General features: G+C 75.3%; 19 protein-coding genes and 1 pseudogene. 13 read left to right on the top strand and 7 right to left on the bottom strand.

The genetic code is table 11. The features are described 5' to 3' along the window. Window positions 1-45: 45 nt before the first annotated feature. A complete protein-coding gene (locus ACFSBI_RS03520) occupies window positions 46-1332 on the bottom strand; it encodes an adenylosuccinate synthase (RefSeq protein WP_377932081.1) in 1287 nt (428 codons plus the stop codon). 114 nt (window positions 1333-1446) lie between these two features. Here ACFSBI_RS03520 and ACFSBI_RS03515 point away from each other — a divergent pair, with 114 nt between their 5' ends. The 6 genes from ACFSBI_RS03515 (at window position 1447) to ACFSBI_RS03490 (ending at window position 7712) form a co-directional block, all read left to right on the top strand. After that, on the top strand, window positions 1447-2085 hold the full coding sequence (locus tag ACFSBI_RS03515) for a TetR/AcrR family transcriptional regulator (RefSeq protein WP_377932079.1): 639 nt from the start codon (window positions 1447-1449) through the stop codon (window positions 2083-2085). Next, on the top strand, window positions 2082-2711 hold the full coding sequence (locus ACFSBI_RS03510) for a hypothetical protein (RefSeq protein WP_377932077.1): 630 nt from the start codon (window positions 2082-2084) through the stop codon (window positions 2709-2711). Before ACFSBI_RS03515 ends, ACFSBI_RS03510 begins: the two co-directional genes overlap by 4 nt. After that, window positions 2708-4813 (top strand): YhgE/Pip family protein, encoded by a 2106-nt coding sequence (locus ACFSBI_RS03505; protein WP_377932075.1) that lies wholly within the window; start codon window positions 2708-2710, stop codon window positions 4811-4813. The genes ACFSBI_RS03510 and ACFSBI_RS03505 overlap by 4 nt, the downstream gene beginning before the upstream one ends. Window positions 4814-4882: 69 nt before the next feature. Beyond that, complete coding sequence (locus ACFSBI_RS03500; RefSeq protein ID WP_377932073.1) at window positions 4883-5182, top strand: FeoA family protein; 300 nt, start codon at window positions 4883-4885, stop codon at window positions 5180-5182. Continuing rightward, window positions 5179-7125 carry a ferrous iron transporter B gene (feoB, locus tag ACFSBI_RS03495; RefSeq protein WP_377932071.1) on the top strand — a complete coding sequence of 649 codons (1947 nt, stop codon included), beginning with the start codon at window positions 5179-5181 and terminating at the stop codon, window positions 7123-7125. Before ACFSBI_RS03500 ends, feoB begins: the two co-directional genes overlap by 4 nt. Next, complete coding sequence (locus ACFSBI_RS03490; RefSeq protein WP_377932069.1) at window positions 7122-7712, top strand: NifU family protein; 591 nt, start codon at window positions 7122-7124, stop codon at window positions 7710-7712. The genes feoB and ACFSBI_RS03490 overlap by 4 nt, the downstream gene beginning before the upstream one ends. A gap of 13 nt (window positions 7713-7725) precedes the next feature. Here the strand turns inward: ACFSBI_RS03490 and ACFSBI_RS03485 are convergent, their stop codons facing one another. Continuing rightward, window positions 7726-8199, bottom strand: a complete 474-nt coding sequence (locus tag ACFSBI_RS03485) for a DUF2017 family protein (protein ID WP_377932067.1) — start codon at window positions 8197-8199, stop codon at window positions 7726-7728. A gap of 2 nt (window positions 8200-8201) precedes the next feature. After that, the gene (gene clpS, locus ACFSBI_RS03480; protein WP_377932065.1) at window positions 8202-8483 is read right to left on the bottom strand and encodes an ATP-dependent Clp protease adapter ClpS; all 282 of its coding nucleotides are present in this window, start codon (window positions 8481-8483) and stop codon (window positions 8202-8204) included. A gap of 73 nt (window positions 8484-8556) precedes the next feature. Between clpS and ACFSBI_RS03475 the strand changes: the two genes are divergently transcribed. The 3 genes from ACFSBI_RS03475 (at window position 8557) to ACFSBI_RS03465 (ending at window position 10771) form a co-directional block, all read left to right on the top strand. Then, window positions 8557-9690: a sensor histidine kinase gene (locus ACFSBI_RS03475; RefSeq protein WP_377932063.1), complete on the top strand. Its 1134-nt coding sequence runs from the start codon at window positions 8557-8559 to the stop codon at window positions 9688-9690. Continuing rightward, window positions 9687-10352 (top strand): response regulator, encoded by a 666-nt coding sequence (locus ACFSBI_RS03470; RefSeq protein ID WP_377932061.1) that lies wholly within the window; start codon window positions 9687-9689, stop codon window positions 10350-10352. The genes ACFSBI_RS03475 and ACFSBI_RS03470 overlap by 4 nt, the downstream gene beginning before the upstream one ends. 131 nt (window positions 10353-10483) lie before the next feature. After that, window positions 10484-10771, top strand: coding sequence for an SHOCT domain-containing protein (locus ACFSBI_RS03465; protein WP_377932059.1), 288 nt, complete (start codon window positions 10484-10486; stop codon window positions 10769-10771). A 117-nt stretch (window positions 10772-10888) separates the two neighbouring features. Here the strand turns inward: ACFSBI_RS03465 and ACFSBI_RS03460 are convergent, their stop codons facing one another. Beyond that, window positions 10889-11518 carry a TrmH family RNA methyltransferase gene (locus tag ACFSBI_RS03460; protein ID WP_377932160.1) on the bottom strand — a complete coding sequence of 210 codons (630 nt, stop codon included), beginning with the start codon at window positions 11516-11518 and terminating at the stop codon, window positions 10889-10891. A gap of 144 nt (window positions 11519-11662) precedes the next feature. Next, window positions 11663-12316 (bottom strand): annotated as a pseudogene (locus ACFSBI_RS03455) (DUF429 domain-containing protein); the annotation flags it as partial. A gap of 42 nt (window positions 12317-12358) precedes the next feature. On the opposite strand from ACFSBI_RS03455, the gene ACFSBI_RS03450 reads away from it, so the two are divergent. Then, window positions 12359-13333 (top strand): quinone oxidoreductase family protein, encoded by a 975-nt coding sequence (locus ACFSBI_RS03450; RefSeq protein WP_377932057.1) that lies wholly within the window; start codon window positions 12359-12361, stop codon window positions 13331-13333. A gap of 5 nt (window positions 13334-13338) precedes the next feature. Here ACFSBI_RS03450 and cls read toward each other — a convergent pair whose 3' ends face one another. Next, window positions 13339-14808, bottom strand: a complete 1470-nt coding sequence (gene cls, locus ACFSBI_RS03445; protein ID WP_377932055.1) for a cardiolipin synthase — start codon at window positions 14806-14808, stop codon at window positions 13339-13341. A gap of 53 nt (window positions 14809-14861) precedes the next feature. On the opposite strand from cls, the gene ACFSBI_RS03440 reads away from it, so the two are divergent. Together ACFSBI_RS03440 and ACFSBI_RS03435 are read left to right on the top strand one after the other, a co-directional pair. Then, window positions 14862-15863: a DUF418 domain-containing protein gene (locus ACFSBI_RS03440; protein WP_377932053.1), complete on the top strand. Its 1002-nt coding sequence runs from the start codon at window positions 14862-14864 to the stop codon at window positions 15861-15863. A gap of 47 nt (window positions 15864-15910) precedes the next feature. Further along, a complete protein-coding gene (locus ACFSBI_RS03435) occupies window positions 15911-16678 on the top strand; it encodes an HAD-IIA family hydrolase (protein ID WP_377932158.1) in 768 nt (255 codons plus the stop codon). 367 nt (window positions 16679-17045) lie between these two features. Here the strand turns inward: ACFSBI_RS03435 and ACFSBI_RS03430 are convergent, their stop codons facing one another. After that, window positions 17046-17207, bottom strand: coding sequence for a YqaE/Pmp3 family membrane protein (locus ACFSBI_RS03430; protein ID WP_377932051.1), 162 nt, complete (start codon window positions 17205-17207; stop codon window positions 17046-17048). A gap of 164 nt (window positions 17208-17371) precedes the next feature. Between ACFSBI_RS03430 and ACFSBI_RS03425 the strand changes: the two genes are divergently transcribed. Beyond that, window positions 17372-17995: a flavin reductase family protein gene (locus tag ACFSBI_RS03425; protein WP_377932049.1), complete on the top strand. Its 624-nt coding sequence runs from the start codon at window positions 17372-17374 to the stop codon at window positions 17993-17995. Window positions 17996-17999 lie beyond the last annotated feature (4 nt).

Genomic DNA, 17999 nt, shown 5'->3' with positions numbered 1-17999 from the left:
CGCCCACGCCGGGAAGCCGCCCGGAGGGCGAAGACGCGCGGCGGCTCAGCCGAGCAGGTCGCGGCGGACGATCACGCCGTCGCGGGCGGGGCCCACGCCGATCACCGAGATCGGAGCGTTGATCATCCGCTCGACCGCGAGCACGTACTCCTGCGCCGCCTTCGGCAGGTCGTCGAACTCGCGGACGCCGGTGATGTCCTCGCTCCAGCCCGGGAGCTCCTCGTACACCGGCTTCGCGTGGTGGAAGTCGCTCTGGCTCACCGGCACCTCGTCGAGGCGGCGGCCGTCGACCTCGTAGCCGACGCAGACCGGGATCCGCTCGAGCCCCGTCAGCACGTCGAGCTTCGTCAGCACGAAGTCGGTGACGCCGTTGATCCGCTGCGCGTACCGGGCGATCGGGGCGTCGAACCAGCCGCAGCGGCGCGGACGCCCCGTGGTGGTGCCGAACTCGAAGCCGCGGGAGCGGAGGAAGTCGCCGGACTCGTCGAACAGCTCCGTCGGGAACGGGCCCGCGCCCACCCGCGTCGTGTACGCCTTCGCGACCGCGATCACCCGCCCGATGCGGGTCGGCGCGACGCCGGACCCGGTCGCGGCGCCGCCGCTCGTCGCGCTCGACGAGGTGACGAACGGGTACGTGCCGTGGTCGATGTCGAGCATCGTCGCCTGGCCGCCCTCGAACAGGACGGTGCGGCCCTCGTCGAGCGCCCGGTTCAGCTCGAGCGAGGTGTCCGCGACCATCGGCCGCAGCCGCTCGACGTACTGCAGCAGGTCGTCCACCACCTCGTCGACCGTGATGGCGCGGCGGTTGTAGATCTTGAGCAGCAGGTGGTTCTTCAGGTCGAGGGCGCCCTCGACCTTCTGGCGCAGGATCCCCTCGTCGAACAGGTCCTGCACGCGGACCCCGATGCGGTTGATCTTGTCGGCGTAGGTCGGGCCGATGCCGCGGCCGGTCGTGCCGATCTGGCGCTTGCCGAGGAACCGCTCCGTCACCTTGTCGAGGGTGCGGTGGTACTGCGTGATCACGTGCGCGTTCGCGGAGACCCGCAGCCGGGAGACGTCGACACCGCGGGCGGTGAGCGCCTCCAGCTCGTGGAAGAGCACCTCGAGGTCGATGACCGTGCCGTTCGCGATGACCGGGACGACGCCGGGGCTGAGGATCCCGGAGGGCAGCAGGTGGAGGGCGAACTTCTTGTCGCCGATCACGACGGTGTGGCCGGCGTTGTTGCCGCCGTTGAACTTGACGACGTGGTCGACGCGGCCGGCGAGCAGGTCGGTCGCCTTGCCCTTCCCCTCGTCGCCCCACTGGGCACCGATCAGCACGACTGCGGGCATAGGAGGATTCCTTTCCTCTTGACGCTCGACCCTATCGGGCGGCCCCGACGCGCCACCCGTGACCCCTGGAACAAGTTGCACATGGGTGTGCAACTTCAGGGCTAGCATCGCGTCGTGCCCGAGTCCCCCCGACCCCTCCGCGGAGACCGCGTGCGCAACCGCGCGGCCCTGCTCGACGCGGCCCGCGCGCAGCTGCGGCTCGACCCCGACGCGCCCCTGGAGGCGATCGCCGCGGCGGCCGGGCTCACCCGGCGGGCCGTCTACGGCCACTTCCCGTCGCGGGAGGCGCTGGTCGCCGAGCTCGCGACCGCGGGCGCGCGCCGCGTCGCCGATGCGGCCGCCGCGTCCCGGCACGACGACCCGGTGGTCGACATCGCGCTGGTGGGGCGCCTCGTCTGGGACGACGTGGAGGCCGTGCGCGCGATGACCCTCTCCGTCGTCCGCGGGCCGCTCCGCGAGACGGTGCTCGCCGACCCGCTCGCGCCGCTGCACCGCCGGCTGGTCGAGGACGCCGCCGCCGCCGCGGCGGCCGGGATCGCCCGGGACGACCTGCCGCCGGAGACGGTGGCGCGCCTCGTCGAGGGCGCCGCGTTCACCGCGCTGGACGAGAGCGTGCGGGCGTCGCTCGGGCGGGAGGAGGGCCGTCGGCTCGTCATCCTCGCCGGGCTCGGCGCGCTCGGCCTGTCCTGGCGGGAGGCCGCCGCGCTGCTGGAGTCCCACGCCGGCCGCCTGCTGCGGGACGGCGACCGATGACGGCCCTCGAGCTGCTCGGCGTCGCGCTGGGCGACGAGGCGACGCCGACGCTGCCGCCGATCAGCGTCGCGCTCGGCGCGGACCGGCCGGCGTTCGCGGCCGCCGAGGGCGAGCGCGGCCCCCTGCTCGCCTCCCTGATCGCGGGCGGGCGCCTCGTGCCCGACCGCGGGCAGGTGCTGCTCGACGGCATCGAGGACCCCCGCGCGCTGCGGGACGCGGTCGCCCTGGTGGACACCCCCGTCGTGGCCGAGCCCGCCCCGACGCTGCCCGTCGGCGCGGTGGTGCGGGAGGAGCTGCTCTTCGCCGGGCGCCGCGCGCGGCGCGCCGACGTGGAGGCGCAGCTGACGCGCCTGGGCCTGGAGCGCTGGCGCCGCGCGCCGATCACCGACCTGCCGCCGGCGGACCGGCTGCGCCTGCTGCTCGAGCTGGCGGCGCTCCGCGAGGGCGTGCGGCTGATCGTCCTCACCTCGCCCGAGCGCCACGGCGGCCACGCGACCGCGTGGCGGCGCCTCGCCGACGAGCTCACCGCCCGCGGCCTCCCGGTCCTCGTGATCGGCGGCGCCGCCGTCCTCGACTCCCTGCCGGGCACGAGCCCGGCACCCCTCTCGACCGAAGGCCACCGATGACGGTCCTCACCCTGCTGCGCAGCGAGCTGCGCCGCCTCACCTCGACGCGCCTCGGCGTCCTCGCCTTCGCCGCGCTGATGACGGTCCCCCTGCTCTACGGCGGGTTCTACCTGTGGGGCAACCTGGACCCGTACGGCCGCTTCTCGAGCGTGCCCGCCGGGCTCGTCGTCGCCGACCGCGGCGCGACCGACGACGGGCGGACCGTGCACCGCGGGCGCGACGTCGCCGACCGGCTGGTGTCCGACCGCGCCTTCGCCTGGCGCGAGCTGACGGCCGACGAGGCCCGCACCGAGCTCGCGGACGGGCGGGTCGACTTCGTCCTCACCTTCCCCGCCGGCTTCTCGCAGGCCCTCGCCTCCGGCGCCACGACGGCGCCGGAGCGGGCGCGGATCTCGCTCAGCACGAGCGACGCGAACGGCTACCTGTCGTCGACGATCGCGAAGAGCGTCGCCACCGAGGTGCGGGACGCGGTCGCCGCGCAGGTCGGCCGCGCCGCTGCGACGCGGTTCCTCGGCTCGCTCTCGACGATCCGCTCGCGGCTCTCCGACGCGTCCTCGGGCGCCTCCGACCTCGCCGACGGCGCCGCCTCGGCCGAGCGCGGGGCGCAGGACCTCGCGTCCGGCTCCACCCGCCTCGCCGACGGGGCCGCGTCGGCCGCACGGGGTGCCCGGTCCGCCGCCGCGGGAGCGTCGTCGCTCGCGGCCGGGTCGACGGAGGCCGCGCACGGCGCGGAGCGGCTCCGGTCCGGCGCCGGGCAGGTCGCCGACGGCGCCGGCTCGCTCGCCACCGGCCTCGACGCGCTCGCCACCCGTTCCCGCGCGCTGCCGGACGGGGCCCGGCAGGTCGCGGACGGCGCCGCGCAGGTCGCGGACGGCGACCGGGCGCTCGGCGCGGCCCTGCGCCGCGCCGCCGGCTCCACCGCGACCGCCGACGCGCTCGCGCAGCGCCTCGCCGCGGACGGGCTCTCGCCCGCGCAGATCCAGCAGGCGGTCGCGGTGCTCGCGCCGTCGCGCGACGCGCTGCTGCAGGCGGCTGGGACGGCCGAGTCCCTCGCGGACGGCGCCGGCCGGGTCGCAGGCGGCGCCCGGACCGTCGCCTCGGGGGCGTCCACCGTCTCTTCGGCGGCCGCGAAGGCCTCCGCCGGCGCGGGACGCGTCGCCGACGGCGCCCGCGCGCTCCGCTCCGGCGCCTCGACCCTGGCGGGCGGCACGGACCGGCTCGCCTCCGGCGCCGCCTCGCTGCGGGCCGGCACCGAGGCGCTGGCCGACGGCACTGCGCAGGTGGCGTCCGGAGCGGGCACCGTCGCGAAGGGCAGCACCGGCCTGCAGGCGGGGACCCACCGGCTGGTCGACGGGGCGGGCTCGCTGCGCGACGGCCTCGAGCGGGGCACCGTCGCGATCCCGGCGACCACGGCCCGCGAGCGCGCAGCCCAGGCCGAGGCGATCGGCGACCCGGTCGCGGTCTCGACGCGGAACACCGCGAGCGCCGGCTCCTACGGCGCGGGCCTCGCCCCGCTGTTCCTCAGCCTCGCCGCCTGGATCGGCTCGTACGCGCTGTTCCTCATCCTCCGGCCGCTCTCGCGACGCGCGATCACCGCCGTCCGGCGGCCCGTGCGGATCGCGCTCGCCGGGTGGCTGACCCCGGCGCTGCTCGGCGCCGTGCAGATGGCGGTGCTGCTCCTCATCGCGACCGGGCCGCTCGGCATCCGCATCGTGCACCCGGTGCTCACCCTCGGGCTGCTGCTGCTCACCGCGGGCGCCTTCGCCGCGATCCTCCTGCTGCTGAACGCCGCGCTCGGCAGCGTCGGCCAGTTCCTCGGGCTGGTCCTGATGCTCGTGCAGCTGGTCACCGCGGGCGGCACGTTCCCATGGCAGACGCTGCCCGCGCCGCTCGCCGCGCTGCACCACGCGCTGCCGATGAGCTACGCCGTCGACGCGCTGCGACAGACGATGTACGGCGGCGACCTCGCGCTCGCCGCGGTCGACGCGGGCGTGCTCGGGGTCTGGCTCGTCGCGGCCGTCGCGCTGACCGCGGCCATCACGGCCCGGATGACGCGGCACCGGACGCTGCGGGACCTGCAGCCGAGCCTGCTCGGCGGCTGATCGGCGCTTGCGCGGGCGCAAGAAGAGGTTAGCCTGTCCTAACCTGACGGCTCCGGCGGAGGAGGGATCGTGTCGCTGCACGCAGCGCGCCTGCACGAGCGGGCCATCCCGTCCGCCGCGGCCCGCCACGAGGACGGCTCGCTGGCCGACCTGCCGTGCGGCCGCTGCTCGGTCGTCACCGGCCTGTCCGCCGCGGCGCCCGGCGCGGTCGTGCGCCGGCTGTTCGACCTCGGCTTCGTCCCCGGCGCCGAGGTCGAGGCGATCCGGCGGGCGCCCATGGGCGACCCCCTGATCGTGACCGTCGCCGGCTACGAGATCGCGCTGCGCCGCGAGCAGGCCCGACTGATCGACGTCAGCCCCGCGGCGTGAGCACCCGCACCGCGGGCCCCGCCTCCGCGGACGCCCCCGCACCCTCGCGCCGGCTCGCGCTGGTCGGCAGCCCGAACTCCGGCAAGAGCACGCTCTTCAACGGCCTCACGGGCCTCAGGGCGAAGACCGGCAACCACCCCGGGGTCACGGTGTCCCGCTACCAGGGCGTCGTCGGCACCGACCGCGGCCCGGTGCTGCTCGAGGACCTGCCCGGCACGTACAGCCTCGATCCCATCAGCCTCGACGAGCAGATCGTGGTGGACGTCCTCGATCCGGCGGCCGGTGCGCCCCGGCCCGACGGGATCGTGGTGACGCTCGACGCCACGGTGCTCGGACGCTCGCTCGGCCTGCTCGCCCAGGTGCTGCAGGCGGGGGCGCCGGTGTGCGTGGTCCTCACCTTCACCGACGAGCTGGCACGCCGCGGCGGCGGGGTCGAGGTCGCGGCCCTGGAGCGGGCGCTCGGGGTGCCGGTCGTGAGCGCCGTCGCCGGCTCGCGCCGCGACCTGCCGCGGCTGCGCGAGCTGCTCGCCGCGCCGAGCGAGTGGAGCGCGCCCGTCGTGCTGCCGCCCACCGCCCCGGAGGAGACCGCGCGCTGGACGGCGTCCGTGCTGCAGCGGGCGGGGTACCGCATGCCCGGCTTCGACCGCCGCACGCGGCGGGCCGACGCGGTGCTGCTCCACCCGGTCTGGGGCACGGCGATCTTCTTCGTCACGATGTTCGCGTTCTTCCAGGTGATCTTCACGGTCGCCGCCCCGGTGCAGGACGCGATCGAGACCGCGTTCGGCGCGCTCGGCGCGTTCGCGAGCGCGGCGATCCCGATCGACTGGCTGGCGAGCTTCGTCTCCGGCGCCCTCATCGGCGGCGTCGGCGGCGTGCTCGTCTTCCTGCCGCAGATCGCGCTGCTGTTCCTGATGATCTCGCTGCTCGAGGGCGTCGGCTACCTCGCCCGGGCCGCGTTCCTCATGGACCGGGTGATGGCGCGCGCGGGTCTCGAGGGCCGCGCGTTCGTGGCCCTGCTGTCGAGCCTCGCGTGCGCCGTGCCCGGCATCATGGCGACCCGCACGCTGCCGTCCGCGCGCGACCGCATCGCCACGATGATGGGCGCGCCGCTGATGACCTGCTCGGCCCGGCTGCCGGTCTACGTGCTGCTGATCGGGCTGCTCGTGCCGGCCGACGCGCGCTTCGGGCCGATCGGCCTGCAGGGCGTCGTGATGTTCGCGCTGTACCTGCTCGGCGCGGTCTCCGCGATGGTCGCGGCCTGGGCGTTCTCGCGGATCGGCCGCGGGCGCAGTGGGCCGCTGCTGCCCTTCTACATGGAGATGCCGCCGTTCCGCATCCCGTCGGCGCGGTCCGTCGCCCTCGCGGTCCGCGACTCGTGCCTCACCTTCCTGCGCAAGGTGGGGAAGATCATCCTCGTCACCACGGTGATCCTCTGGGTGCTGCTGAACGTGCCGTTCCGCGGGGACGCCGAGCTGCGGGCCGCCGGCGTCGACCCCGGCGACCAGGCCGCCTCGGCCTCCTACGTCATCGACCACAGCCTCGCCTCGGACGTCGGGCGCTTCGTCGAGCCCGTCTTCGAGCCGCTCGGGTTCGACTGGCGGATCGACGTGGCGGTGCTCGCGTCGCTGTCGGCCCGCGAGACCTTCGTCTCGACCCTCGGTCAGGTCGCGGCGGCGAAGGATCCGGCGGATCCGAGCAGCGCGCTGACCGGCCTGACCGTGCAGGACGGGCCGCGCGCGGGCGAGCCGCTGTTCACGCCGCCGGTGCTCGCGGCACTGCTCGTCTTCTTCCTCTACGCCCTGCAGTGCATGTCGACCGTCGGCGCGCTGCGGCGCGAGTCCGGCTCGTGGCGCTGGCCGGCGATCGCGTTCGGGTACATGTTCGCGCTCGCCTGGATCGCGGGCTTCGCCGCCTACCGGATCGCCTCGGCGGTGACGGGGTGACCGCCGCGGTCGCGCTGCACCCCGAGGCCGTGCCCGGAGCACCGCTCGAGGTGCGCTGGATCGTGCCGGCCGGGTCGCTGCCGTTCGTCGGCGCACCCGCCCGGGTGCCTGAGGCGCTCGCGACGCTGCTCGAGCGCGGCCTCCTCGCCGAGGTGGTCGTCGAGCCGGCCGCGGTGCGCACCGTCCTGGCAGCGGGCCGGGAGTGGCGGGCCGACGGCGCCGTCGTGCGTGCCGGGCTCGAGACCGCGCTCGCCGACCCCGACGGCTGGGCCCCGGCGACCGGCGCCGATGCGGGCGACGTGCTCCGCGCCGCCGTGCAGGAGGTCCTGGCGGGCGACGTCGGCGCCTACATCCGCTCCCACGGCGGCGCGCTCGAGCTGGTCGAGGTCGAGGACGCGCGGGTCCGCGTGCGCTTCAGCGGCACGTGCGCGCACTGCCCCGCCTCCGACGAGACGCTCACGGACCGCTTCGAGACCGCGGTCCGCGCGCTCGCCCCCGCGCTCGAGGCGGTCGACACCGACCGCGTGCCCGCGCCGCGCGCCGACGGCCCCCGCTTCCTCGGCATCCCAGTCCGCCGCCGCCGCTGAGCGGGCGCCCGCCCTACTGGTCGAGCGCCTCCACCAGGCTGCCCTGGAGCCAGGTCAGCCAGCCGTAGACGAGCGCCTGCGGGGTGCGGCCGCCCGTCAGGGCGTCGAAGCCGACGCGCTCCGCGAGCGCGAGGCGCAGGTCGCCGAGCGTCTTCAGCCAGACGACGGCGCCCTCCTCGTCGAGCCGGACCGTGCCGCCGGGCGCCGCCTCGAGGTCCGCGGTCACGCGGCGGGCGCCCGCCGACTTCGCCTCCGCCAGCCGACCCCGGGTCGCGGCGGCGAACTCCGCGGAGGCGTCCGGGTCGTCGGGCGCCGCCGCCGGCAGCAGGCGGCGCAGCACGGCGTCGTCGTAGGACTTCAGCTCGTCCGTCTGCGCGAGCGTGTCGACGAGGCCGCCGACGAGGTTGCCCATCATCCGACGCTCCGCCTTCGTGAAGCGGCGCTCGATCGCGCCGTCGTGCCGGCGGAACTCCCCGAGGATCTGCACGCTCAGTCGACCTGCTGCATCGTCGCGTGCAGCCCGTACCCGTGCATCGCCTCGACGTGCCGCTCGATCTCCTCGCGGCTCCCGGACGCGACCGCGGCCTTCCCCTCCACGTGCACCTGCATCATCAGCCGCTCCGCCTTCTCCCGCGCGAAGCCGAAGTAGCTGGTGAAGACCCAGGTGACGTAGGTCATCAGGTTCACCGGGTCGTCCCACACGACGAGGGTCCACGGCTGCCCGAGCCGCAGCCGCTCGTCGACGCGGACGTCCTCCAGCACGTCGCTCACCCCACCAGGGTCGCACGGGCGGGTACTCCCCGCGGCGTACGCGGCAGCGGCCGCCCGTCGCTACGGTCGGACGGTGGAGCACCGGGGAGCGCTGGGGCCGAGGCTCGGCGTGCTGCTGCCGCTCGCCGCCGTGCCGCAGGTGCTGCTCGCCGTCGGTGCGCTGAGCGGCGCCGGGCCGGCGCGGGGCCTCGCGGCGCCCTCGGCGGCGGTCTTCGGGCTGCTCGCGGTCGCGACGGTCGCCGCGGTGCTGCTGCTGCGGCGCCTGCCCGGGGCCGCCGTGCTCGTCGCGGGAGCCCTGCAGCTGATCGCGCTGCTGCTGGTGCCGGGGCCGCCGGTCGCGGTCCTGCCGCTCGCGGTCGCCGTCGCCTTCGCCGCGGCGCGCGACGCGAGGGCGGCCGCCGCGGCCGTGGTCGCCGCGGTCGTGCTCGTGCCGCTGACGCTGCTGCTCGTCACCTCGTCCCCGGCCGTCTGGGGGCGGGCGCTCGGCTCCGCCTTCCTGCTCGTGCTCGCCTTCGGCGCGGGCTCGTTCCGGAGCGCCCGCCGGCGCCGCGTCGAGGAGGAGCGGCGGCGCGCCGCCGACCGGCAGAGGATCGCGGTGGAGCAGGAGCGGGTGCGCATCGCCCGCGAGCTGCACGACGTGCTCGCGCACTCCCTCTCCTCCATCTCGGTGCAGGCGGGCGTGGGGCTGCACCTCGCGGACGACCGGCCCGCCGCCGCGACCGAGGCGCTGACCGCGATCCGGGACGCCAGCCGCTCCGCGCTCGACGAGGTGCGGGGCGTGCTCGGCGTGCTGCGCGGGGACGAGCGCGCGCCGCTCGCGCCGGAGCCCGGTCTCGCCGCCCTCCCCGCCCTGCTGGACGGCCTGCGCCGCGACGGCGCGCGCGTCGAGGTCGAGGACGGGCTGACCCGGCCGCTGCCGCAGCCGGTCCAGCTCGCGCTGTACCGGATCGTGCAGGAGTCGCTCACCAACGCGCGACGCCACGCTCCCGGCGCCTCGATCGCGGTCGCGCTGCGCGAGGAGCCGGGCGCGGTCGTCGCCGAGGTGCGCGACCGGCGCTCCGGCCACCGGCCCGACGAACCGCATGCCGGCAACGGCATGACCGGCATGCGGGAGCGCGCCGCCCAGCTCGGCGGCACGCTCGACGTGCGCGTCCACGACGACGGCCTGCAGGTCGTCGCCCGCATCCCGACCGAGGAGCCCCGATGATCCGCGTGCTGCTGGCCGACGACCAGGCGCTGGTGCGCGGCGGCTTCCGGGCGCTGCTCGACGCGCAGGAGGGGATCGAGGTCGTCGGCGAGGCCGCGACCGGCCGGGACGCGGTCGCCGCGGCGCAGCGGCTGCGCCCGGACGTGCTGCTGATGGACATCCGCATGCCCGACGGCGACGGGCTGTGGGCGACGGAGCGGATCGTCGGCACGGCGGGCCTCGAGCACGTGCACGTCGTCGTGGTCACGACGTTCGAGCTGGACGAGTACGTCGCCGAGGCCGTGCGGGCGGGGGCGAGCGGCTTCCTCGTGAAGGACACCGACCCCGCCGAGCTGATCCGGGCCGTGCGGGTCGCCGCGGAGGGCGACGCGCTGCTGAGCCCCGGCCCCACCCGCCGCCTGCTCGAGCGGGTGTCGCGGGGCCTGAAGCGCACGGAGCAGCCCGAGCGGCTGGCCGTGCTGACGGAGCGCGAGCGCGAGGTCCTCGAGCTGGTCGGCCGCGGGCTGACGAACGAGGAGATCGCGGCGCGGCTCTTCCTCAGCCCGCTGACGGCGAAGACGCACGTGTCGCGTGTGATGGGCAAGCTCGGCGCCCGCGACCGCGTGCAGCTGGTGGTCACCGCCTACGAGACCGGCCTGGTGGCACCCGGCTGGCAGGAGTAGCCCTCCTCGGCGCCTGCGCTGCTCCGCCGGGAGCAGCGCAGGTGCATCCCGTCGACGGACGCGCCGCGGGCCGCATCGGCGGAGTGTGGAGCCACGGTCCGACCCGGACCCGATCCACCGATGGAGGCACCATGCTCACCGCACTTGCGACCGCGCCCTGGCACTACGGCCCCGGCCCCGGCCCGTTCCCCTTCTTCTTCCTGATCCCGCTGCTCTGGCTCGCGGTGATCGTCGTGCTGGCGATCCTCTTCAGCCGCTCGCGCCGCCGCCGCTGGGCGGAGTACGGGGGACCTGCGGCCGGCCCGCACCGCTCCCCCGAGGCGACGCTGTCGGAGCGCTTCGCGCAGGGCGAGATCGACGAGGTCGAGTACCGCACCCGGCTGGAGGTGCTCCGCGCCAACCGCCCCGCGAAGCGCTGAGGCTTCGCGCGGGTGGTCTCGAGGCTCCTCCGTCGCACCTCGACCGACGGGGGGGTCGCACCGCTGGTCGAGGTGCGAGCGCAGCGAGCCTCGAGACCACCCCGGCCAGCGGCGGATCTACCGCCCCCAGCGACGGATCCACTCGTGCATCACGACCGCGGCCGCCGCGGCCGCGTTGATGGAGCGGGTCGAGCCGTACTGCGGGATCTCGACCACCGCGTCGGCGGCGGCGAGCGCCTCCGCGCTCAACCCCGGGCCCTCCTGCCCGAACACGAGCAGGCAGCGCTCCGGCATCGGGTACCTCTCGACGGGCACGGAGCCCGCCACGTTGTCGACCGCGACGACCGTCATCCCGGCCTCCCGCGCCCAGGCGAGGAGGCCGGGGACGTCGTCGTGGTGCACGACCCGCTGGTAGCGGTCGGTCACCATGGCGCCCCGCCGGTTCCAGCGCCTGCGACCCACGATGTGGACGCTGTCGGCGAGGAAGGCGTTCGCGCTCCGCACGATAGAGCCGATGTTCGCGTCGTGCTGCCAGTTCTCGATCGCGACCGCGAACGGGTGCCGGCGGGTGTCGAGGTCCGCGACGATCGCCTCGCGGCGCCAGTACCGGTAGCGGTCGACGACGTTGCGGCGGTCCCCGTCCCGCAGCAGCTCGGGGTCGTACCGGTCGTCCTCGGGCCACGGCAGCGGGTGCGGCCCGACCCCGACCTCGAGCTGCGGCTCCCCCTCGGTCTCGCGGATCCGCAATTCCTCCTCGGCGCGCCGAGGATCGGGCTCGAGGGGCGGCGTGTCGGGCGAGTTCTGCGGATCCGCGAGCGCCGCCAGCGGGCCCGGCGAATGCGTGGGCGGCGGCGGGGCGACGACGTAGCCGTGCTCCAGGTCGCCGTACACCCGGAGCGCGCCGGGGGTGCTCGCCCAGAGCCAGGCGAGGTGCGCGCAGAACACCGCGTCGACCTCGTCCTCCAGCCGGTCGAGGTCGACGGGACGCCGCGCCTCGGCGAAGCGCGCTCGGATCGAGGCCCACGCCGGCGACCGGGCCACCCGCAGCGGCTCCAGGCCCTCGATCAGGTCGAGCAGCAGCGCGAACGCTCGACGCCGCCCGTCGACCGCGCCCTTCTTGTACGGGATCACCCGCCCGAGCCGGAACAGCCCGACCATGCCCGGGTGGGGGTAGACCTCCAGCGCGGTCGGCGCAGCCGGGCTGCCGCGGTGCGCGGGATCCACGGACCAGCCGAAGCGCTGCGCGAGCCGCATGCCGCGAGGAGCATCCATGTACAGGGTGCCGCGGTTGGTCGGGTGCGCCCCTGCGTGGAACCTCGCGAACACCGCGCCCAGCTGCTGCTCCCCGAGGCGCGAGCCGCGCTCGTTCGGCACCACGAGCGGCGCGTCGATCGCCACTACCGCAGGTCGCCGCCCCTCGAGCCACACGGCGATCTCGTCGTCCGTCCGGACGCTCGTCGAGTCGAGCAGCCGGCCGTCCTCGCCGACCTCCGCGAGCCCGGTGCGGCCGTTCGGCCCCCAGGCGAGGTCGATGCCGATGAACACCGGTCGAGGCTAGGCGCAGCCGCACGGGCGAGACTGCCGCCCATGGCCGAGCGGATGCGGGTGGTGCGGGTCGAGCGGACGGGCGGGCCGGAGGTGCTCCTCCCTGCGGAGGAGGACGTGCCGACTCCCGGGGAGGGCGAGCTGCTCGTCGAGCTGGCCGCGACGGGCGTGAACTTCGTCGACGTCTACCGCCGCAGCGGCGCCTACCCCATCGACCTGCCCCACGTGCCGGGCACGGAGGGCGCGGGCCGCGTGGCCGCGGTGGGGCCAGGCGTGACCGGGTTCCGCGCGGGCGACGCCGTCGCGACCGCCGAGGGCCGGCGCACGTACGCCGGGTCGGCGATCGTGCCCGCCGCGGCCGCGGCGCACGTGCCCGCCGGCGTCGACCTCGAGACGGCCGCCGCGCTGCCGCTGCAGGGGCTGACGGCGCACTACCTGGTCACCTCGGTGCACGCCGTCGCGGACGGCACGACCCTGCTCGTGCACGCGGGTGCGGGCGGCGTCGGCCTGCTGCTGATCCAGCTGGCGAAGGCCCGCGGCGCCACCGTGCTCGCGACGGTCGGCGGCGCGGAGAAGGCGGAGCTCGCCCGCGGCGCGGGTGCCGACGTCGTGCTCGACTACGACGGCTTCGCCGACCGGGTCCGCGAGCGCACGGGCGGCCGGGGCGTCGACGTCGTCTACGACGGCGTCGGGGCGGCGACCTGGGAGGGGTCGCTCGCGGCGCTGCGCCCGCGCGGCCTCCTGGCGCTGTTCGGCGCGGCGAGCGGCCCCGTGCCGCCGATCGACCCCGCGGCCCTGCAGCGAGGGGGCAGCCTCGTGCTCACCCGGCCGACCATGGGCGACTTCCTCCAGACCCCCGAGGAGCGGTCGTGGCGCTACGGCGAGCTGTTCGACGCGCTCGCCTCGGGAGCGCTCGACGTCCGCATCGGCGCCCGCTTTCCCCTCGACGAGGCGGCGGACGCGCACCGCGCCCTCGAGGGCCGCCGCACGACGGGCAAGGTGCTGCTGCTCCCCTGACCCGGCTACTGCACGGCGGAGGTGAGGCGGGCGATGTTGTCGACGACCTCGTGCAGGACGCCGCGTCCGCGCCACTCGTCCAGCGTCAGCTCGGTCGAGCTGGCGCGGTACTCGTCCTCCACCGCCTTCAGCTCGTCGACGAACGCGCGGCCCGCGACGAGCATCATCACCTCGAGGTCGAGCTGGAACGAGCGGATGTCCATGTTCGAGGACCCGACCAGCCCGACCTCGTCGTCGATCGAGACGTGCTTGGAGTGGAGGACCGTCGGCGCCGCGTACTGGTAGATCCGCACCCCGCCGCCGAGCAGCGCCTCGTAGTACGAGTGCTGGGCGTGGTGGACGAAGAACTGGTCGCCGATAGCGCTGACGAACAGCTCCACCTCGACGCCGCGCTGCACCGCGGTGAGGATCGCGGCGAGCAGCGACTCGTCGGGCACGAAGTAGGGGCTCGTGATCGAGATGCGGCGCTCCGCGGCGTAGATCAGGGAGTTGAACAGCGCGAGGTTGTTCTCCGACTCGAACGCGGGCCCCGACGGGACGATCTGCGCCAGCAGCGTGCCCGGGTCCTCGTCCTCGGCGACCGCGTCGATCGGGACTGCGACCGGCGGCAGCTCGTCGGTCTCGCTGAACCAGTCGGTGATGAAGATCGCCTCGATCTCCGCCACGACCGGGCCCTGCACCTCCGCCATCAGGTCGCGCCACCTGAGGTGCCGGCGCCGGTTCGACCACGTCTGGTAGCCCGGGTCGATCATGTTCATCGACCCGACGAAGCCGATGAGCCCGTCGACGACCAGCAGCTTGCGGTGGTTGCGGAGGTCCGGCCGCTGGTAGCGGCCCTTCCACGGCTGCACGGGCAGCATCAGGTGCCACCGCACGCCGGTGCGGGTCAGCTCCCTCAGCCCCTTCTTGAACCCGGGGTACTTCAGCGACCCGAGGTGGTCCACGAGCACGCGGACCTCGACGCCCCGCTCCACCGCGCGGGCGAGCGCCGCGTAGAAGGGGCGGGTCGTGTCGTCGAGGGCGAGGATGTAGAACTCGACGTGCACGAAGCGCTCGGCCCGGTCGACGGCGGCGACGATCGCGGCGAGCTGGTCGTCCAGGTGCGGCAGCAGGTGCACGACGTTGCCGTCCACGAGCGGCAGGGAGCCGGTCTCGCGGTTCAGCCGGGCGATGGGCGGCAGCCAGGCCGGGGCGCCGCTGCCGGTCACGCGGTGCGCGACCGCACGGGTGCGCTCCTCGATGCGCTGGTCCATCGTCCGCTGCTTGTCGCGGCGGGCCTTCGGCAGCTCGGGCGACCCGATGACCGCGAAGAGCAGCAGCCCGAGCAGCGGCAGCGTGACGATGAGCAGGATCCAGGCGAGGCCGGAGGACGGGCGGCGGTTCCGCGGCGCGACGACCAGGGCGAGGACGAGCAGCCCCACCTCCAGCAGGAGCAGGGCCGCAGTCGGGACGTAGTCCGAGAGCCAGTCGACCATCGTCCATGGATAGCGCACCCGGCCCCGTCGGCTCCGCCGCCTACCCTCGACGGATGGCGGTGGAGCGGCGGCTGGTCGGCGTCGACGTCGCCCGCGCGCTCGCCGTCCTCGGCATGCTGTGGGCGCACTTCGCGCCGGACGGCACGAGCGACGGCCTCGCCGACGGCCGCTCGTCCGTGCTCTTCGCCACGCTCGCGGGCGTCTCGCTCGGGCTCATCACGGGCGGCGCGACGCCGGTGGAGGACCGCACCCGGGCGCGCATCACGGTGGCCCTGCGCGGGGTCTGGCTGATCGTGCTCGGCCGCGGCCTCTGGGCGCTCGGGACGCCGATCGCGGTGATCCTCGACTACTACGGCGTGCTGTTCCTGCTGCTGCTGCCCGTGCTCTTCGCGCCGCGCTGGGTGCTCGCCGTCGTGGCCGGCGTCGCTGCGACCGCGGGCGCCGCGCTCGTGCAGGCGGTCGACGCCGACCGGTACGCCGCATTCGTGGGGACGAACCCGTTGCTCTGGCCGAGCCAGTGGCTCGTCACCGGCTACTACCCGGACGTCGTCTGGGCCGCCTACGTCGCCGTCGGGCTGCTGCTCGCACGCTCGGACCTCACCCGCCGCGGCACGCGCCTCGCGATGGTCGCGGGTGGCGCCGCGGCGAGCGTCGTCGGCTACGGGGGCGCGGCCATGCTGCGCCAGGACGCGACCGCGCACTCGGACACGACCTGGGAGGTGCTCGGCTCGGGCGGCGTCGCGGTCACGGCGATCGGCGCCCTCCTGGTGCTCGGCTCGGTGCCCGCGGTCGCCCGCGTGCTGTCCCCGCTCGCGGACGCCGGCGCGATGCCGCTCACCATCTACACGGGGCAGCTGATCGCCCTCGCGGTCTTCCTCGCGATCCCCCGCGACGACGCCGGCGCCTTCCAGTACTGGGGGCTGCTCGTCGGGATCGCCGCGGCCTCGATCGTCTTCGCCGTGCTGTGGCGCCGGTTCGTCGGCCGGGGGCCCATGGAGCAGCTGATGGCGACGCTCACGAACCGGTCGACGACGGGGTCCCGCCCCGTACGCTGACCCGGGTGAGCACCTCCCGGTCCGACGTCGAGTGCTGGCTGACCGACATGGACGGCGTGCTCGTGCACGAGAACCAGGCGGTCCCGGGCGCCGCCGAGCTGATCCGGCAGTGGACCGACCAGGGGTCGCCGTTCCTCGTGCTGACGAACAACTCGATCTTCACGCCGCGGGACCTCGCGGCGCGGCTGCGCGCGTCCGGGCTGGACGTGCCGGAGCGCGCGATCTGGACCTCCGCGATGGCGACCGCCGACTTCCTCGCCTCGCAGATCCCGGGCGGCAGCGCCTTCGTGATCGGGGAGGCGGGGCTCACCACCGCGCTGCACGAGGCCGGCTACATCCTCACGGAGACCGACCCCGACTACGTCGTGGTGGGCGAGACCCGCAACTACTCGTTCGAGGCGATCACGAAGGCGATCCGGCTGATCGGCGGCGGCGCCCGCTTCATCGTGACGAACCCGGACGCGACCGGCCCGTCGAGCGAGGGGCCGCTGCCTGCGACCGGCGCGATCGCGGCGCTCATCACGCGGGCGACCGGCCGGACGCCGTACGTGGTGGGCAAGCCGAACCCGATGATGTTCCGCAGCGCGATGAACCGCATCGGTGCGCACAGCGAGTCGACCGCGATGATCGGCGACCGGATGGACACCGACATCGTCGCGGGCATCGAGGCCGGGCTCCACACGATCCTCGTGATGACCGGCATCAGCGACCGGGCCGAGATCGACCGCTACCCGTTCCGCCCGGACGAGGTCCTCGGCTCCGTCGCGGACCTGCTCGACGCGGGCCCGGTCCTCTCCTCCGGCCCGGAGGACTGAGGGGGCCGGACGCCCTCGCGGAAGCGCGAGCGGCCTCCATGCTCGTTCGGGCATGGAGGAGCCGGGCGGCCTCCTCGGGGGAAGGGCGACCGCCCGGCGATGTCCTCGAACCGTGATCGACGGATGGAGGTCCGCCGGTCGTCCGCGGATGGGGGTCCGCGGTCAGGTGGTCCGCGTCGTGCTGGGGACTGACGCGAGGTCGTGCGGCACCGGGGTGACGGTGCGGGCGGCTGGGTGACCGCCCGAGGAAGAACCTACGGACAGAACGCCCGGTCTGTCCCCTCCCCCTTCGAGGGTCGCCGCCCCTGCTCGAGCGGGCACGACGGGCCCGGTGAGCGCCGCCGCCCGCCGGACCCGGTCGACCAGTTCAGTCCTGCACGATGCGATAGATGCCGTAGATCACGCCGGGCACGTGGCCGAGCAGCTGGAGCAGGAACGCCCAGAGGACGCTGATGCTCGGGCCCTCCGCGATGAGCACGGCGACGAAGGGGAAGAAGAAGCAGAGGATGATCAACAGGGTCTTGCGCACGGGGCGGGGTCCTTCCGACACGGGGCCGGGAGCTCCGGCCGCACTGCGCGAGTGTCGGTCAGGCGAGGCTGAACGTCCCCTCCCGCCGCCCGCAGGCGTCTCGCATCGGCGAGCGACAGGTGCGACCCGGGACACTTCCCGGACGAGATGACGAGAGGCGGCGGATGAGCGACGAGCCCGGTGCGACCCGGCGGTTCGAGCCGTCGGAGCAGGACGCCCGCGCCTTCTCGTCCCTGCTGAAGGCGGTCGTCGTGCCGCGGCCCATCGCCTGGGTGAGCACCGTCGGCGCCGACGGAACCCGCAACCTCGCGCCGCACTCCTTCTTCACCATCGCCTCGGTGGACCCGCCCGTCGTGCAGTTCACCTCGGTGGGCGAGAAGGACACCCTGCGCAACGTGCTCGCCACCGGCGAGTTCGTGGTGAACCTCGCACCCGCCGACCTGACCGAGCAGGTGAACGCCACGAGCGCACCCGTGCCGAGCGACGTCGACGAGTTCGCCCTGGCGGGCGTCGAGGCGGCGCCGTCGACGGCCGTGGCCCCGCCCCGGGTCGCCGAGTCCCCCGTCGCCCTGGAGTGCGTCCTCCACGGGACGGTGCCGGTCGGCGACTGCACCCTCGTGCTCGGCCGGGTGGTGGCCGCGGAGGTCCACGAGTCGGTCCTCGCCGACGACGACCTGCCGGCGATCGCGGACCTCGCGCCCCTCGCACGGCTCGGTCGCGACGAATGGAGCCGCATCGGCGAGGTGTTCACCCTCCGGCGACCTGCTCGACCGGCGCCGCCGGCCTGAGCCC

It is taken from the genome of Amnibacterium endophyticum (assembly GCF_042680685.1).
Classification (GTDB): Bacteria; Actinomycetota; Actinomycetes; order Actinomycetales; family Microbacteriaceae; genus Amnibacterium; species Amnibacterium endophyticum.
This window is presented reverse-complemented; position numbering and strand designations above follow the sequence as displayed.

Bases quoted from the DNA above. Each gene is read 5' to 3' on its own strand.
- ACFSBI_RS03520 (WP_377932081.1), bottom strand. From the start codon at position 1,332: ATGCCCGCAGTCGTGCTGATCGGTGCCCAGTGGGGCGACGAGGGGAAG.
- ACFSBI_RS03510 (WP_377932077.1), top strand. From the start codon at position 2,082: ATGACGGCCCTCGAGCTGCTCGGCGTCGCGCTGGGCGACGAGGCGACG.
- ACFSBI_RS03505 (WP_377932075.1), top strand. From the start codon at position 2,708: ATGACGGTCCTCACCCTGCTGCGCAGCGAGCTGCGCCGCCTCACCTCG.
- ACFSBI_RS03470 (WP_377932061.1), top strand. From the start codon at position 9,687: ATGATCCGCGTGCTGCTGGCCGACGACCAGGCGCTGGTGCGCGGCGGC.
- ACFSBI_RS03465 (WP_377932059.1), top strand. From the start codon at position 10,484: ATGCTCACCGCACTTGCGACCGCGCCCTGGCACTACGGCCCCGGCCCC.
- ACFSBI_RS03450 (WP_377932057.1), top strand. From the start codon at position 12,359: ATGGCCGAGCGGATGCGGGTGGTGCGGGTCGAGCGGACGGGCGGGCCG.
- cls (WP_377932055.1), bottom strand. From the start codon at position 14,808: ATGGTCGACTGGCTCTCGGACTACGTCCCGACTGCGGCCCTGCTCCTG.
- ACFSBI_RS03440 (WP_377932053.1), top strand. From the start codon at position 14,862: ATGGCGGTGGAGCGGCGGCTGGTCGGCGTCGACGTCGCCCGCGCGCTC.
- ACFSBI_RS03435 (WP_377932158.1), top strand. From the start codon at position 15,911: ATGGACGGCGTGCTCGTGCACGAGAACCAGGCGGTCCCGGGCGCCGCC.
- ACFSBI_RS03425 (WP_377932049.1), top strand. From the start codon at position 17,372: ATGAGCGACGAGCCCGGTGCGACCCGGCGGTTCGAGCCGTCGGAGCAG.